Here is a 14,272-nt window from a genome sequence, read left to right as displayed (position 1 = left end):
TCCCCCACCTTTCACACCTGTTCGATTCGAATTGAACCCACTTTAAGATCGACACCAATGGTCAGTCTGCGAGTGGCCATTGAATAATCATCGGTTTCATATTCCACACTTCTGTGCATTCCATCAGCTTTCTGTCCCCCGACACGGATATCGCCTGTCTTCACTTTTGCATCTACACGAAAAGGAACATGCTTCGGAATTAACATTTTCACATCCCCAACCCAGCCGCGCACAACGATTGGAGTATCCCCATCCGGAATGAAAGCACGTGTGAAATCGAACCGGTAATCACCAACTCCATTCCATAAATCCATCGGTTCCACCTTCCAGTTCTCCTCATTAAAAGAATGGTCTCCAATCATCATATGCTTGGACTTCAACTTGTTTGAAGAAGAACCTTTGGAATCATACTCAATTTTCACTTTAGAGCCTTTTCTACCTAAAAAGATACTAAATCCAAAGTATATGAAAAGAAGCGGCCAAAGTTGCCATACATCGCCAAAGGAGAACTCAAAAACACCGAGTCGATCTAACAATAAAAGTGTACTGAAGATTGTGAGGAATGAACCGATGATCCAACTTCCACCCTTTTTCAATAAAGCATTCAACCAAACCTTTAAACCGATGACAAATAAAATAATTGGATAAATATTGCCCCACGTCCAACTCATTTCCAGGGAAATAATGTTCAAATTCGACAAAAGAAGAACAAATCCAAATACAACTAATAAAAGTGCGATGACGACTTGTGAAATTTTATTATGCATAATGCTCACCCTTTTTTAACCTTCCGTAAATTACATTCGACAGAAGTCCTATATTTCCTTTTCTTTTTAAAGCTTCTTACTGAATGTATAGCCTAATCTTATCTAGAAATGGAGACTTGTAAAACGACCCTGAGAACGGAGTTGTCTCCGTCTCTAGGCGGAGGTTATGTTTAAACGGGAGAGCGATGGGAATATCTATAGTAGAGCATAAAAGAAAGGATGTTGTTGCATGGATCAAAAAATGCAAAATTTAATCGATGGACTCAACGAAGACTTAGCTCATGAGTACGCAGCTTCTATTATGTACACCTATAATGCCGCTGTCGTTACAGGGCTCTACCGTTCTGTCCTCAAGCCATTTTTCGAGAGCGAAGTAACCGATGAACAAGGGCACGCTCTTTATCTAGCTGAAAAAATCAGCACTCTAGGCGGAACTCCGACGACAACACCTGCGGAAGTCAAGCAAATGACTGAAGTGAGACCGATGTTAGAAGAAGCACGTGAAGCTGAGCGTCAGACGATCAAGCGCTACGAGGAACGTAAAACACAAGCGGAAGAACTCGGACTCACCGAATTATCTGTGAAGCTGGATGATATGATTGCAGACGAAACCGGTCATATGGAAGAAATCGGTCGTTTACTTCAAGATTCCCGCCTGCAAGATTAACGATTTTATCCCCTGTCTAAGACAGGGGATTTTTTATTGTCAATCGATCATGAACGCATTTGAGAATATTCTGAATGTATATTACAATTTATAAAAATAGTTGCTACACTTCACCAAGGCAACAAGGAGGAGAACATATGTGGGAAAACGTCTTTCATGCCATCGATGAACAATACGAGAATATGGTTAAAACTCGCCGTCATTTGCACCAATATCCAGAAGTTTCTTTCAAGGAAGAGAAGACGGCTCAGTTCATTGCGGATACATATGAGAAACTGGGAATTCCGTATGAAAGTCATATCGGAGGAAATGGAGTTCTTGCTAGGCTCGAAGGTGGAAAACCGGGGAAGACAGTCGCGCTGAGAGCAGATTTTGATGCCCTTCCTATTCAGGAGGAAAATGACGTCCCTTATAAATCCAAGAATGAAGGGGCTATGCATGCGTGTGGTCATGACGGCCATACCGCAGCTCTTCTAGGGTTGGCCGAAGCACTTCTACCTCATAAAGAAGAACTTCCAGGAACGATCGTTTTTCTACATCAGCACGCTGAAGAGTATGCGCCCGGAGGAGCAAAACCGATTGTCGAGTCAGGAGCCCTTAACGATGTAGATGCTGTGTTCGGCACCCATTTGTGGGTGAATGCGCCAACAGGTGTCATCCAAACATCTAAAGGACCTTTTATGGCCGGAGCGGATCGATTCGAAATCAAGGTTCAAGGCAAAGGTGGACACGGGGCCCAGCCACATCAAACAAAAGACGCCATCGTCATCGCCTCTCAAATGGTTTCTTCCTTGCAGCAAATTGTCAGCCGTCGCGTAGATCCACTGAAAACAGCTGTGCTTACAGTGGGAACGTTTGAATCAGGAACCACATTTAATGTCATTGCGGATTCAGCAACCTTAACCGGTACAGTAAGGACATTTGATCCTGAAGTGCAAAACTTGATCATTGAAGAGATGGAAAAAGTCATAAAAGGAACATGTGAAACAAACGACGCAGCATACGAGTTCACTTATGAAAAAGGATACCCGCCTGTTGTCAATCATCCCGAAGAAGCGGACTTAGTTTTACAACATGCTCATAAGGCTGATGCTTCTTTACGTACAGAGGAAATCGAACCGGTCATGGCTGGAGAGGATTTTGCTTATTACCTTTTGGATAAGCCAGGCACTTTTTATTTTACAGGTGCTCAAATTCCAGATCATTACTATCCTCATCACCACCCGAAATTCGATTTCGACGAAAAAGCACTGCCGCACGCAGCTAAAACATTATTCCAATCCTTTATTAGTTATCAAGAACGTTAAAGTAAACGGAGGCGACTGGACTGAATGGTCGTCTCCCCTAATTGTTCTAACAACCTCCCATTGGCAACATACCCCACAACGGCCCCGAAACCTGGAACCAATTGAAGAAGCTTCACAAGATCCAAGGTATCCCTATACTCCATTTGTAACGTCTTCCAATCCACGTTCTTTTCCTTCATTTCTAAGTCATTCCATTCAATAACCTTACGCTTCACTTCCCCACGAACCTTGTCACTGGAAAAAGCGAGCATGAATACATGAAGCAAGTAGACCCTCTCTTCATAAGAATGAACATTCCATCCATAAATCTGAGCCGCATCAAATAAAAACTTCATCTTTATGCTTAATAACAGTGGGAAATCAGCTACTCCGAGCCAAAAGCCTCCAAAACCCGTCCCAGCGCCTTCCACGGATGCTGTTTTCTTATATTTTTTAACTAATTCACGGACTTGCCTTTCACGCTCTTCAAAACTCCAATCTGGATGGACCTTTACAGGGCGGATGTACTCTGATGTGGTTAAAGCAATCTCAATCATTGAACGAACGCTATCCGTTACCACCCCGTGTACACGATCAGGAATCTTTTCATTAATCTTAGACTGCACCTGCTTTGAACTCCTCTGTATCATGGACGACCGCTTGTCCAATGATTTACTCCAACGTAGGGCTTCCTTTTTCGCCTGCTCTTCAAAACTCATTTCTAACACCTCCACATAATTTTATAAGAACAATTAGATAGTGATGATTTTTAAACTTCTCTCATAACTCTTGAGACAAATGGATCGCCAATCTGGATCAGAGTGATTATTTAGAAGTGGATATGAAACAGGGAAGACTGCTTAAGTAGTCTTCCCTGTTACGTTAATTTCTTTTTCACATAGTTTTGTATAAACAAATAACTGAAGATACTTCCACCTATCCATACGAGAACAAGCCCTATAGGGTTCCATTGGAATACAAACAATAGACCGAACAGGAAAGTTTGAAACAACATGATTTGCTGTAACCATTGCAGGATTGCTTTTTCCTTCCATTCTTTCTTAACCGGATATAAATCCAGCCAGGCAATGGTGCGGTGGTGATTCCACAATGTCATCATTTGAAATGCACTCAAGTAGAGAAATAGAATGGCAAACGCGACTTTCACCCATAGATTGGATACAAACCAAATGGCCAATGCACCAATCACTATAAGGCGGATGTACATACCTAGATAATCGCTGCTTCGTATAAAAGTGATTTTATACAAATAAGAAAAGGTCTGGTTTTGCCGGTAAGGAACTCGATCCACAATCGCTCGTACAAGGGTGTGGCGTTTTTTGACTGTATTTTTCAAATGAGGAACATCTGTAAACATATTCGCGATTCTGTAAAAGGTCCTCATGCGCTGCTGGTCTTTTTCTACAAGTAAATCCCAAGCGAGTCCAGCTTTTTGCCTGGAGAGAGAATACGTGTAAAGAACGACGCCTACAAGCAGCACGGTCACGATACTGGCATAAACCCATTCCCCTTGAGCGAGAAAATAAAAAATGGTGATGTTCAATACCGCTTTGATGACCTGGTCCACAAGCCGTGTTCTGGGGTTTCTTTCTTTTAGCATCCACCAGTTGGACATCATATTCCAAATCTTAATGACTAGAACAACACCGATCATCATTAAGTAATACTGGGTACCAAGTTCTGGATACGAGGCAAAATACAAGGGACCAAGGGCTGCTGATATTAGAAAAATGACATAAAGTTGGACAACGTAGCTGTAATATAAACAGCGACGGAAATAATCATCTAGCTGATATTCAGCAGGAAGCAAGAAAACTAAGTCCGGCTCTTTGAGAAGTGTACGCACAGGACTATACCCCGCGATGAATCCAAAAGCGAGCGCTATAATCCAAGCGGTAGGAAAATCTTCCGGCAAATTTTGCAGCCATTGTTGGTAGTAATAAGCGAGCGCCGAGATAAAGAACAACATGGCAACGGCAATGTGGCCATTAAAAATATACTTTAAGTAACGGCTTGTCTCTTTCGTATGTTCAGAGAAGCGCTTCGTCCAAAATTCCTTTGCATTAATCATATTGTTCTTCCTTTGTCAGCTGTACATAAATATCATCAAGGGATGCGCCCGGCTGATCAAATGACGTGCGCAACTCGTCAAGCGTCCCTTTAGCTCTGATTTCTCCTTCATGGAGGATGATAAAACGATCACAATATCTCTCCGCTGTAGCAAGGATATGAGTCGACATTAATATTCCCGCTCCTTTATCTTTCATATCCTCCATCAACTGCAGGTAGGATTGTATGCCGAGGGGATCCAGACCAACAAAAGGTTCATCGACGATATAGAGGTCCGGTTCAATTAAGAATGCACACATAATCATAACCTTTTGGCGCATCCCTTTAGAGAAGTGCACAGGGAACCATTTGAGCTTTTTCTCCATCCGAAATTCTTTGAGAAGCGGCTGCAACCTCTGTTTGAATACGTCTTCTGGCACATTGTAGGCCATAGCGGTCAAGTGGAGATGTTCGTACAATGTCAGTTCATCATATAAAATAGGCATCTCCGGAATATAACCGAGCTGTTGTCGATACTCTTCCGGGTTCTCTTCAAATGATGTTCCATTGATGGAGACTTTTCCTTTTTTTGCCTGCATCATTCCGATGATGTGTTTGATGGTGGTACTTTTCCCCGCACCATTCAAACCGATGAGGCCGACGATTTCATTCGGGTGGACATCGAAAGATATGCCATGCAGTACATTTTTATGGGTGTACCCTCCGTGGAGGTCTTTGATATGTAATAAAGGTTCCATCTTATCCCTCACTTCATTATTTTTCCTGCACAAATTTTATCATACTTTCCCATTCGATACACTTTTCACTCACCGTCTTCATCGAGTTTTCACTCTTTGATATGGTACAATGCTATCAAACGGAAAGGAGTGTTTGCATATGGCAGATGAATGCATTTTCTGCAAAATTATTGATGGAGAAATCCCTTCAGCGAAAGTGTATGAAGACGATGAGGTGTACGCTTTTCTTGATATCAGTCAAGTAACAAAAGGTCACACGTTAGTTATTCCAAAACAGCATTGCCAAGATATTTATCACACGCATCCAGAAACAGCAGAAAAGCTTTTCTCAAGAGTTCCGAAGATTGCAAATGCAATTAAACAAACCTATGCTCCTGTTGGTTTAAACGTCCTAAACAACAATGAGGAAGCAGCAGGCCAATCTGTCTTCCACCTACATATCCACCTTATTCCGAGATATGGTGAAGGGGATGGATTCAGCGCTAAGTGGGAAGTCCACTCCGATGATTATTCACCAGAAGATTTACAAGCCATCGCTGGTGAGATCAACCAACACATCCCTGGTTAAATGGATTGATTTTCTCATGAGAAAACTGCTATAATACTACCATGCATTCGCAAACGGTCATGAGGGCACGTTTGGAGTGCAAATTTAGATGAGATTAGAATAGTTGAGGAGAGATGTTTAAATGAATATTCGTGTTTTAGTCATGTTATCTTTATTAGTAGGAATTGGTGCTGTTCTGCATGCCGTCGCACCCCCCTTCTTTTTCGGAATGCGACCGGACATGATGCTCGCTATGATGTTCCTGGGAATCTTATTGTTCCCGAAACCATCTTATGTCCTATTAATATCTTTAGCGACAGGCTTCATCTCAGCGATGACAACCACCGTTCCAGGCGGCCAACTGGCCAATATCATTGATAAACCGTTCACAGCATTTGCTTTCTTCGGACTTGTCCTATTGACTAAAAAAATATCACATCAAAAATTCGTACAGCCTGCTTTAGCAGCCATCGGTACGATGATCAGTGGCTCCATCTTTTTAGGTGTTGTCCTTTATATCATCGGCCTTATGGAAGCGAGCTTCGGGCTAATGTTTGCTACAGTTGTTCTACCCGCAGCAGCATTTAACGTGTTGTTTGTAGCCATCATGTATCCGACTGCCCAAAAGATCTTAAGACGAACTGATCTTGCTAAAGCAGCTCAACCAGCCTCTTAAAGAGAGTATACAGAATGAACCTTGACTTACACCAAAGGCACTACATCGAATGTAGTGCCTTTGTTTTTCCTTCTCGTCTAAAGAATATTTTTTTATGTTTTTAAGGTTTCATTCATACATATTAAGAGAAAATATAAAATAGAGAGTGATTGAAAGGAGACTGACTGATATGCCAAATGGAAAATCATTAGCGCTGGGATTCTTAGTCGGAGGAGTCATTGGAGCCGCTTATACGTTACTGAGCACACCTTCCTCCGGTCGTGATTTTAGAGAAAATGCCAAACTGAAAAGCGAGAACTTGAAAAATACCGTTCTCAGCTTAAAAGAAGATGGGATGCAGCTGAAGGATCAGATTACGCAAACATCGAAAGAAGGCGCAGAACTCATTAAAGAACTTTCTGAAGATGTAAAAACATCCATTGAAAGCTGGAAGCGCACCGTTGAACCCCATCAGAAAAACATCCAGAAATATTTAGAACAAATTGAAGAAAGCTTAAAAGAACTGGAAGAGAAAGCAAAGGCTGAGCAAAAAGATCATACCACACAGCCCAGTCATGAAGTCATCAACCACCAATAATTCATCCATCCCGCCTCGAGCGGGATTTTTTATGTTTGTCCTTTTCCCCTATCTATATTCAACCCCATTTCGTTCTATTCCATAAACGCGCCGTTAATATTGGTGTGGACTATGCGTTATTAAAGTATATGGCAGGATTCTTGAAGACTCGATTTCGAGACTTCGGGGTTCGTTTGACGTGTTGAGCGTTAGGGGTGGCTGGGAAGCTACTCGCTTTCCTGTGGGGGAGTGGCAAGCTTCCTCGGACTTCGTCCTGCGGGATCTCGCCTATCTCCTTTCTCCCACGGGAGTCTCGCAGCTTCCCAACCACCCCATTCCATGAAGATGAGAAACGAAACCCTTTACTGTGGGAGGGTGCCTTCCACTATCCCGGTGTTATAAGCATAAAGCCTCTATAACAAGCTTTTCGTGTGCGGAATAGCGTCCTTAGGAGTTCATTCCCTTCCAATTACCATGGGCATAAAAACGGCTTATTCCGGAAGTGGTTTCGAGAATCTCTTATAGCAAGGGGCGAAGGGGAATGGCGAGACTCCTATCTTAAGTGTGGAGGCGCCTCGATCAGCGGCGTATGGACTGGACTGAGCTGGCGGAGATAACGGAAACACGAAGAGCGCAGCGATTCGATGTTGACTTATCGTACAGAAGCGAGGGAAGTCTCACTAGCCGCTAGGCGCCGGAACCGGATACGTAAGAGGAAAAAAGTGCTTGGTGAGACCCCGCAAAGCGAAGCTTGAGGAGGCTCACCGCGCTCCCGCGGAAAGCGAGCCATTCCCCGCAGCCCCCATCCACTCAACAAAAGTCTCGAAACTGAGTCTTCCACAAACGGGAGCTTATATATAATAAACTGTGGGATTTACCCGAGCAAAAAATAAAAGCGTGTAGAGGTTCAAACCTCTACACGCTTTTTCAAGCTTATTATTCAGCTGCTTCTAAATCTTCAATGGAATCGACATCCATATATTCAGGAACGACAAGACCAATCTTGGCACCTTCAAGGTTCGCTCCAAGGTCTTCTAGCTTATCTTTATTCTGCTCATACTGATCACCGTGTGTTCCTGGCAACCATGCAGCAACCATTCCGTCAGCTTCACCTGCGGCAACAGATTCCCACATCGGGCCATTATCAAGCGGTGTAATCGTTACTTCAAAGCCTTGCTCTTTCATGACTTCTGCAACGACGTTTGTTGAAGCAATCTCAGAATCCCAGTTTACAAGCACAAGCTCAACTTCTGTACCATCTACTTCTTCGGTACCTTCTGTCCAAGCATCTACTTTATCCTGGTTATTGGAAATCCAGTTTTGAGCCGCTTCTTCCGGGCTCGCTCCATCAGAAATCTCAAGCATCACTTCTTCCATATCTGCTGCTTCCCAGTTGAACTGGTCTAAGATTTTATAAGCGTTCGGCTTATCATCTTCAAGTCCTTGACGAACCATTGTTTTGATTTGTTCTTCCCCACCAAAAACTTCTTTCGGATCTTCAAGATATTTCAAATCGTATTTAGCGAATTTCCAGTGTGGCGTCCAGCCAGTAACAACAATTGGTTCTTCGTTCTCAATGGCTTCACCTAGAGCTGCTGCCATAGCACCAGAAGAAGAGGTTGAAACTTCCCAACCACTCAGGTTTTCATATTCTTCAACAGCATCTTCCGCAGAACTTACAACACCTGCACCTGCTTCGATACCAGTGATTTCATAGCCCATTTCTTCCCCATAATTCATTTCAGAAGCGGCTTCATCACCGTTGGAATCTCCATTTGACTCTGTGCCTTCATCTTCTGAAGATCCACAACCTGCAGCTACAAGTGTTAAAGATAGTCCGGCCACCATGCCGAAACGTTTCCAGTTAAACATGTAAATCTCTCCCCTTTTAAAGATTTTATATAGATAAAGGGTCCAAGGCCCCTTTTCTAACCGTATTTACTAGTCACCACGCTGGGTGTTCAAGTTTTGTGTGAAACGATCAATGATGATCGCAAGAATAACGATACCCAGACCTGCAACGAAACCAGTTCCGACTTCAGCACGCTGAAGGCCGGTAATAACCGTTTGTCCAAGTCCCTTCGCACCAATCATGGATGCAATGACCACCATGGATAGTGCAAGCATGACCGTTTGGTTGATTCCTGCCATGATCGTCTTTTTAGCCATTGGTAATTGGACTTTAAATAATTTTTGAGCTCCGGTCGTCCCGAATGCATCGGATGCCTCAATCAATTCATGGGACACCTGACGAATTCCAAGGTTCGTAAAACGAACGGTCGGTGGTGTTGCGAAAATGACAGAGGCAAACACCCCTGGTACCATACCGATACTGAAGAAAGCTACGGCTGGAATCAGATAGACAAAGGCAGGCATCGTCTGCATGAAGTCAAGGACAGGTGTAAGGATTTTCTCTGCCATTTTGCTTTTTGCCATCCAAATTCCAAATGGAACTCCGATAATAACGGAGATCAAACTCGCAAATATAACGAGCGTAAATGTATTCATCAACTCTTCCCATAACTCCTGGTTGGCAATAAACCATAGGCCGATGACTGCAAAAGCCGTTAAGCCCAACTTTTTCCCAGAAACAAAGAAGGCCAAAACACCTACAACAATAATGAATAGCCAAATGGGAATGCCCATCAGCCAATCTTCTGCTACGATTTCAATAAAGTCACCAAAGTCTTCCTTTATAAAATCAAATAAGAATTCAAATGTATCTGTTGTCCACTCTGTCGCTGTATCAATCCACTCAGCTACAGGCAGTTTAGGAATCAAACCCATTTAAATTCACCTCACTTCCAGCTAACGCCGCCAGGACGGCTCCTCTCACAATTACCCCTTTTAATTTTCCTTCTTCAATAACAGCTACAGGTACCGGGGAATCATGGATAATATCGAAAATTTCCTGCATCGGTGTTTGAGGCTCAACCCTCGGCACATCCGTGCGAAGAATACCCTTCAAGTTATCTGCATCCTGTTTCACAGCATGAGAAACATCATCAGCGGTTACATACCCATGAAGATTTCTTTTTGCATCCGTTACATAGATGCTTGAAAGTCCTTCCTTACGCATCCGTTCAAGTGCTGTGCGCGGACCATGTTTTTGAATATCTACCGTTTCTGGCCGTTTCATAATATTTTCAGCCGTTAACACTTTGGAACGGTCTACATCCTCAACGAACTTCTCAACATAATCGTTCGCAGGATTCACTAGGATTTCTTCTGGTGTACCAATTTGAACAATGCGCCCATCCTTCATCAGAGCGATGCGGTCACCGATTCTTAACGCCTCATCAAGGTCATGGGTAATGAATAAAATGGTTTTCTTCATGGACTCTTGCAGCTCTAATAATTCGTCCTGCATTTCTTTACGAATCAATGGATCCAATGCAGAAAAGGCTTCATCCATTAATAGAACTTCTGGATCGTTCGCAAGGGCTCGTGCAAGACCAACACGCTGTTGCATCCCTCCGGATAGTTGACCAGGGAATTGGTGGATGTATCCACCTAGTCCAACCATTTCTAATGATTTCTTCGCCTTTTCTTTACGCTCATTTTTATCAATCCCTTGGACTTCAAGACCAAACTCTGCGTTTTCCAGTACTGTACGATGCGGGAAAAGACCAAAGCGTTGGAATACCATGCTCAACTTCTGGCGACGGACTTCCCGTAAATCTTTGCTGTCCATCTTAGCCAAATCCTGGCCATCAATATATACACTACCTTCTGTTGGTTCGATCAATCGGTTAATCAACCGGACGAGTGTCGATTTACCACTTCCGGACAGCCCCATGATGACAAAGATTTCCCCTTCTTCTACATCAAAGGACGCGCGGTTAACACCGACAGTATTGCCGGTTTTTTCGAGGATATCATCTTTTGATAAACCCTCATCTAAGTATTTAGTAGCCTTTTTAGCATTCTTACCGAAAATTTTCGATAAGTTTTCTACTTGAATGATCGGCACGTCTCTCACCTCTTCTTTTTTGTTTATTATGGTACGTTTCATCGTTTTTATTTCCGTACTTAAACAACCACCTTACATAATGTAACCTATTTGTAATAGAAAGTTCAAACGATAAATACTTTAAATCAAGAACAAAAATTATGTACAGTTGAAACTGTATAAAGTTTAAGGCATAAATTACGCCATTTTACTTTTAAATACTTGATATTTAAGCCCTTTCAGTCATTTTAATAAAACTGGAAATTATAGTAACGTTGTACATAGATTTTTTGCGAAGGAGGATCTTATGGTAGTAAAAGACCACCATTTCCTTGAAGACATGCATACGAAAGTCACAAATGAATTTTCTAAAACACTGGAAATGTTTGGACTTACCCCTGCTGATGCTCGGTTGTTTGTTACTCTCTATCTGCATCAGGGCCCAATGACGTTAGATGAAATGAGCGAGGCTTTGGGTAAAAGTAAAACTTCTATGAGTACAGGCGTAAGAGGCTTATTGGACCAAAGGCTGGTCGAACGAGTATGGAAGAAAGGCTTCCGTAAAGACCTTTATCAAGCCAATGAAAACTTATATCGAAACTTCATGTCATCCTATATAAAGAAGTGGCAGGCGGCCGCAAATGGACAAAAAGATACACTTGAAAGTATGGAAGGTGAGTTGAAAGAGAGAGTCCAGGAATATGTCAATCAAGAGGAAATGCAACAGGCGGAACAGCTGTACAGACGTATGGAAGATATGGTCCGTTTTCACGAATGGATTGCTGAAGCTTTCAAGGAACTAGATCCTAGCGAAAACCCTTCTGATTAACCCCTTTTTCTCAAACATGCAGAGCCATTTTTTCTCTAGCTCTGCATGTTCCTTATTTTTTTATTTTTTCAGCACATTATATCTTGATAATTTATTAAAATTTTATATGATTATAAGTGGGAAACTCTTTGAAACTAAAAGCCTTTTGCAGATAGAATAGTTTTAAAAAATACCTTAAGAGGGTGAGGTAAATGAAGGATAAAATTTCAAAAAGAGACGCCATATTCTATAGTCATAAAATGGCTCAACTCTCCAAAGCGCTTTGGAAAGCCATTGAAAAGGACTGGCAGGAATGGATCAAGCCATTCCAATTGAACATCAACGAACATCACATTTTGTGGATTGCTTATCATTTGAAAGGGGCAAGCATTTCTGAGATTTCCAAGTACGGTGTCATGCATGTTTCAACCGCCTTTAATTTCTCAAAGAAAATGGAAGAGCGCGGGCTCCTTCAGTTTTCTAAACGTGAAAACGACAAAAGAAACACCTATGTAGAATTAACAGATGCAGGGATTGAACTTCTAGAAGAAACGCTGGAAGAGTATAACCCAGAAGATAACTCTGTACTTAGAGGCGCTATGCCAATGACAGAAATGTATGGTAAGCTTCCTGAGTTCTTAGATTTATCTGCTTTGATCAAGGAGATTTATGGAGACGAATATATAGAAATCCTTGAACGTTCACTAGAAAACATTGAAGAGGAGCCATTGGTCCAACAACCGACGGATATTGAGGACTATAAGAAAAAATCAAGGTCCTCATAACAAATAGGAAAATAAATAAATAGAACCCTTTCCATTAAACATTTATTGGAAAGGGTTCTATTTATGGTGAAGACGAATAAGTTGGTTCGTCAATTTCGGGTAAAGCCCCTGCTGATCTAGTGCTTGCAACGCCTCTTCTATAGGTAGCTTGTAACAAAGCATGCCAGCAAAGTGAATCACCAAATTAGAGTGATTCATCAAACCGTTAGCCACGTCCTCTTCGTAACGCTCATTCAAAATTTCTAATAACTGCAACGTTTCCTTATATTCTTTTTTTGTTAAGCTTTTTTCAATGACTAATTTCGTAAAAGGATATTTCTTCATCTCTTCGACTTCTAGTAATAAATTCAAGTGGAATGCAAAGGTTTCGCATTGATTTCCCTTCTCCAAAATACTCCCTCCACAACCTGCAGTCACCCTTGTCATACCAAGGTTTATAAGATCTTACAACAAAAGAGTATAAAGCAAATATTTTTTTTACAAAAAACCTATTGCTTTTTCTCCTCAAACATACTATTATTCGTCTTGTGCCAAACAAACGAAACATAAAACGTACTACTATCATATCGATATTCATAATAAATTCACAGTATTTTTTGTTGTAAGGGAGGGATTCTTATGATGAACTGCTGGAAAACAGTAAACATCAATAAAGAATTCGGTCTGAACCGTGTTTACCTGATGTCTTTTCTTACAGGACTACTTTCATTCCTAATTTTATACCTGCCGTATTCAATGATTCACGGTACGCATGAGATGAATGATCACGGTTTTCTACCGTTGTTGGTTATTTTGTTTTTCTTACCGTCGATGCACCGCCTTATGCACATGCTGCCTTTGATGCTCAGCTATAAGCGGTTGCGAGTGAAGTTCAAATTCAGGAAACGATTTGTTCCGACCTTCACCTATCAGTGCAAAACTCGGTTATCAAAGAAGACATCCATCATGATGGCTCTTGCACCGACTTTCTTGATTACAGTTCCTGCACTCATCATGGGATATGTCTTCCCTAACTACTTTGCATATCTCGTACTCTTTGCATCTGTGAACATCGGATTATCTTTCTCTGATTTTCTCTATTTAAATTATTTCGCAAAAGCACCGAAAAAGTGCTTGATCGAGAATGCGAAAGAAGGCTATGATATCTTGATCCATCAGCCAAAAGCATAAAAAAACAACGTTCACTCTGAACGTTGTTTTTTTGCGTTTTCTTACAGTATATGTCAGGATTGTGGAAGACTTGATTTCGAGATGTTTAGGGGTTCGTTGCTGAGTTAGGCGTCAGGGGTGTATGAGAAGCAACTCGCTTTCCTGTGGGGGAGCGCCGAGCTTCCTCGGACTACGTCCTGCGGGATCTCGCCTATCTCCTTCTCCCACGGGAGTCTCACAGCTTCCCAACC

16 protein-coding genes are annotated in these 14,272 nt (G+C 42.0%); 8 read left to right on the top strand and 8 right to left on the bottom strand.

All coding sequences use genetic code 11. The annotated features are described in order from the left end of the window. Nucleotides 1-11: 11 nt before the first annotated feature. Nucleotides 12-767, bottom strand: coding sequence for a cell wall-active antibiotics response protein LiaF (gene liaF, locus ACJA3J_RS06270; protein ID WP_089654214.1), 756 nt, complete (start codon nt 765-767; stop codon nt 12-14). A gap of 229 nt (nt 768-996) precedes the next feature. Here liaF and ACJA3J_RS06265 point away from each other — a divergent pair, with 229 nt between their 5' ends. Continuing rightward, a complete protein-coding gene (locus ACJA3J_RS06265) occupies nt 997-1,434 on the top strand; it encodes a ferritin-like domain-containing protein (protein ID WP_089654213.1) in 438 nt (145 codons plus the stop codon). A gap of 137 nt (nt 1,435-1,571) precedes the next feature. Continuing rightward, entirely contained in the window at nt 1,572-2,741 is a 1,170-nt protein-coding gene (locus ACJA3J_RS06260) for a M20 family metallopeptidase (protein WP_089654212.1), read from the top strand. Here ACJA3J_RS06260 and ACJA3J_RS06255 read toward each other — a convergent pair. The 3 genes from ACJA3J_RS06255 to ACJA3J_RS06245 form a co-directional block, all read right to left on the bottom strand. After that, nucleotides 2,738-3,439, bottom strand: coding sequence for an EcsC family protein (locus ACJA3J_RS06255; protein ID WP_089654211.1), 702 nt, complete (start codon nt 3,437-3,439; stop codon nt 2,738-2,740). The genes ACJA3J_RS06260 and ACJA3J_RS06255 overlap by 4 nt on opposite strands. Nucleotides 3,440-3,597: 158 nt before the next feature. Then, nucleotides 3,598-4,812 (bottom strand): ABC transporter permease, encoded by a 1,215-nt coding sequence (locus ACJA3J_RS06250; protein ID WP_089654210.1) that lies wholly within the window; start codon nt 4,810-4,812, stop codon nt 3,598-3,600. Beyond that, the gene (locus ACJA3J_RS06245; RefSeq protein ID WP_089654209.1) at nt 4,805-5,548 is read right to left on the bottom strand and encodes an ABC transporter ATP-binding protein; all 744 of its coding nucleotides are present in this window, start codon (nt 5,546-5,548) and stop codon (nt 4,805-4,807) included. The genes ACJA3J_RS06250 and ACJA3J_RS06245 overlap by 8 nt, the downstream gene beginning before the upstream one ends. 109 nt (nt 5,549-5,657) lie before the next feature. Between ACJA3J_RS06245 and ACJA3J_RS06240 the strand changes: the two genes are divergently transcribed. The 3 genes from ACJA3J_RS06240 to ACJA3J_RS06230 all read left to right on the top strand — a co-directional run bounded on the left by ACJA3J_RS06240 (nt 5,658) and on the right by ACJA3J_RS06230 (nt 7,348). Further along, complete coding sequence (locus ACJA3J_RS06240) at nt 5,658-6,116, top strand: HIT family protein (RefSeq protein WP_115895197.1); 459 nt, start codon at nt 5,658-5,660, stop codon at nt 6,114-6,116. 121 nt (nt 6,117-6,237) lie between these two features. Next, nucleotides 6,238-6,771, top strand: coding sequence for a tryptophan transporter (locus ACJA3J_RS06235; protein WP_089654207.1), 534 nt, complete (start codon nt 6,238-6,240; stop codon nt 6,769-6,771). Nucleotides 6,772-6,940: 169 nt separating this feature from the next. Beyond that, nucleotides 6,941-7,348, top strand: coding sequence for a YtxH domain-containing protein (locus tag ACJA3J_RS06230; RefSeq protein WP_089654206.1), 408 nt, complete (start codon nt 6,941-6,943; stop codon nt 7,346-7,348). A 915-nt stretch (nt 7,349-8,263) separates the two neighbouring features. Here the strand turns inward: ACJA3J_RS06230 and ACJA3J_RS06225 are convergent. From ACJA3J_RS06225 to proV, 3 genes are all read right to left on the bottom strand, one after another. Continuing rightward, nucleotides 8,264-9,199: a glycine betaine ABC transporter substrate-binding protein gene (locus ACJA3J_RS06225; RefSeq protein WP_181898741.1), complete on the bottom strand. Its 936-nt coding sequence runs from the start codon at nt 9,197-9,199 to the stop codon at nt 8,264-8,266. Nucleotides 9,200-9,268: 69 nt separating this feature from the next. After that, nucleotides 9,269-10,114 (bottom strand): proline/glycine betaine ABC transporter permease, encoded by an 846-nt coding sequence (locus ACJA3J_RS06220; protein WP_089654204.1) that lies wholly within the window; start codon nt 10,112-10,114, stop codon nt 9,269-9,271. Next, nucleotides 10,098-11,300 carry a glycine betaine/L-proline ABC transporter ATP-binding protein ProV gene (gene proV, locus ACJA3J_RS06215; RefSeq protein ID WP_089654272.1) on the bottom strand — a complete coding sequence of 401 codons (1,203 nt, stop codon included), beginning with the start codon at nt 11,298-11,300 and terminating at the stop codon, nt 10,098-10,100. Before proV ends, ACJA3J_RS06220 begins: the two co-directional genes overlap by 17 nt. Nucleotides 11,301-11,586: 286 nt before the next feature. Here proV and ACJA3J_RS06210 point away from each other — a divergent pair, with 286 nt between their 5' ends. Both ACJA3J_RS06210 and ACJA3J_RS06205 read left to right on the top strand, forming a co-directional pair. After that, nucleotides 11,587-12,108 carry a GbsR/MarR family transcriptional regulator gene (locus ACJA3J_RS06210; RefSeq protein ID WP_089654203.1) on the top strand — a complete coding sequence of 174 codons (522 nt, stop codon included), beginning with the start codon at nt 11,587-11,589 and terminating at the stop codon, nt 12,106-12,108. A gap of 191 nt (nt 12,109-12,299) precedes the next feature. Beyond that, nucleotides 12,300-12,872 (top strand): HTH-type transcriptional regulator Hpr, encoded by a 573-nt coding sequence (locus ACJA3J_RS06205; RefSeq protein ID WP_089654202.1) that lies wholly within the window; start codon nt 12,300-12,302, stop codon nt 12,870-12,872. A gap of 57 nt (nt 12,873-12,929) precedes the next feature. Here ACJA3J_RS06205 and ACJA3J_RS06200 read toward each other — a convergent pair whose 3' ends face one another. Beyond that, a complete protein-coding gene (locus ACJA3J_RS06200) occupies nt 12,930-13,262 on the bottom strand; it encodes a DUF1878 family protein (RefSeq protein WP_167356107.1) in 333 nt (110 codons plus the stop codon). A gap of 231 nt (nt 13,263-13,493) precedes the next feature. On the opposite strand from ACJA3J_RS06200, the gene ACJA3J_RS06195 reads away from it, so the two are divergent. Then, the gene (locus ACJA3J_RS06195) at nt 13,494-14,042 is read left to right on the top strand and encodes a DUF3267 domain-containing protein (RefSeq protein WP_258871665.1); all 549 of its coding nucleotides are present in this window, start codon (nt 13,494-13,496) and stop codon (nt 14,040-14,042) included. The last annotated feature ends 230 nt before the right edge of the window (nt 14,043-14,272 follow it).

Origin of the sequence: Halobacillus sp. SY10 (genome assembly GCF_045401165.1) — a bacterium.
GTDB lineage: Bacteria > Bacillota > Bacilli > Bacillales > Halobacillaceae > Halobacillus > Halobacillus aidingensis.
The sequence above is the reverse complement of the archived record's forward strand: the minus strand, read 5'-3'. Positions and strand labels throughout refer to the sequence as shown.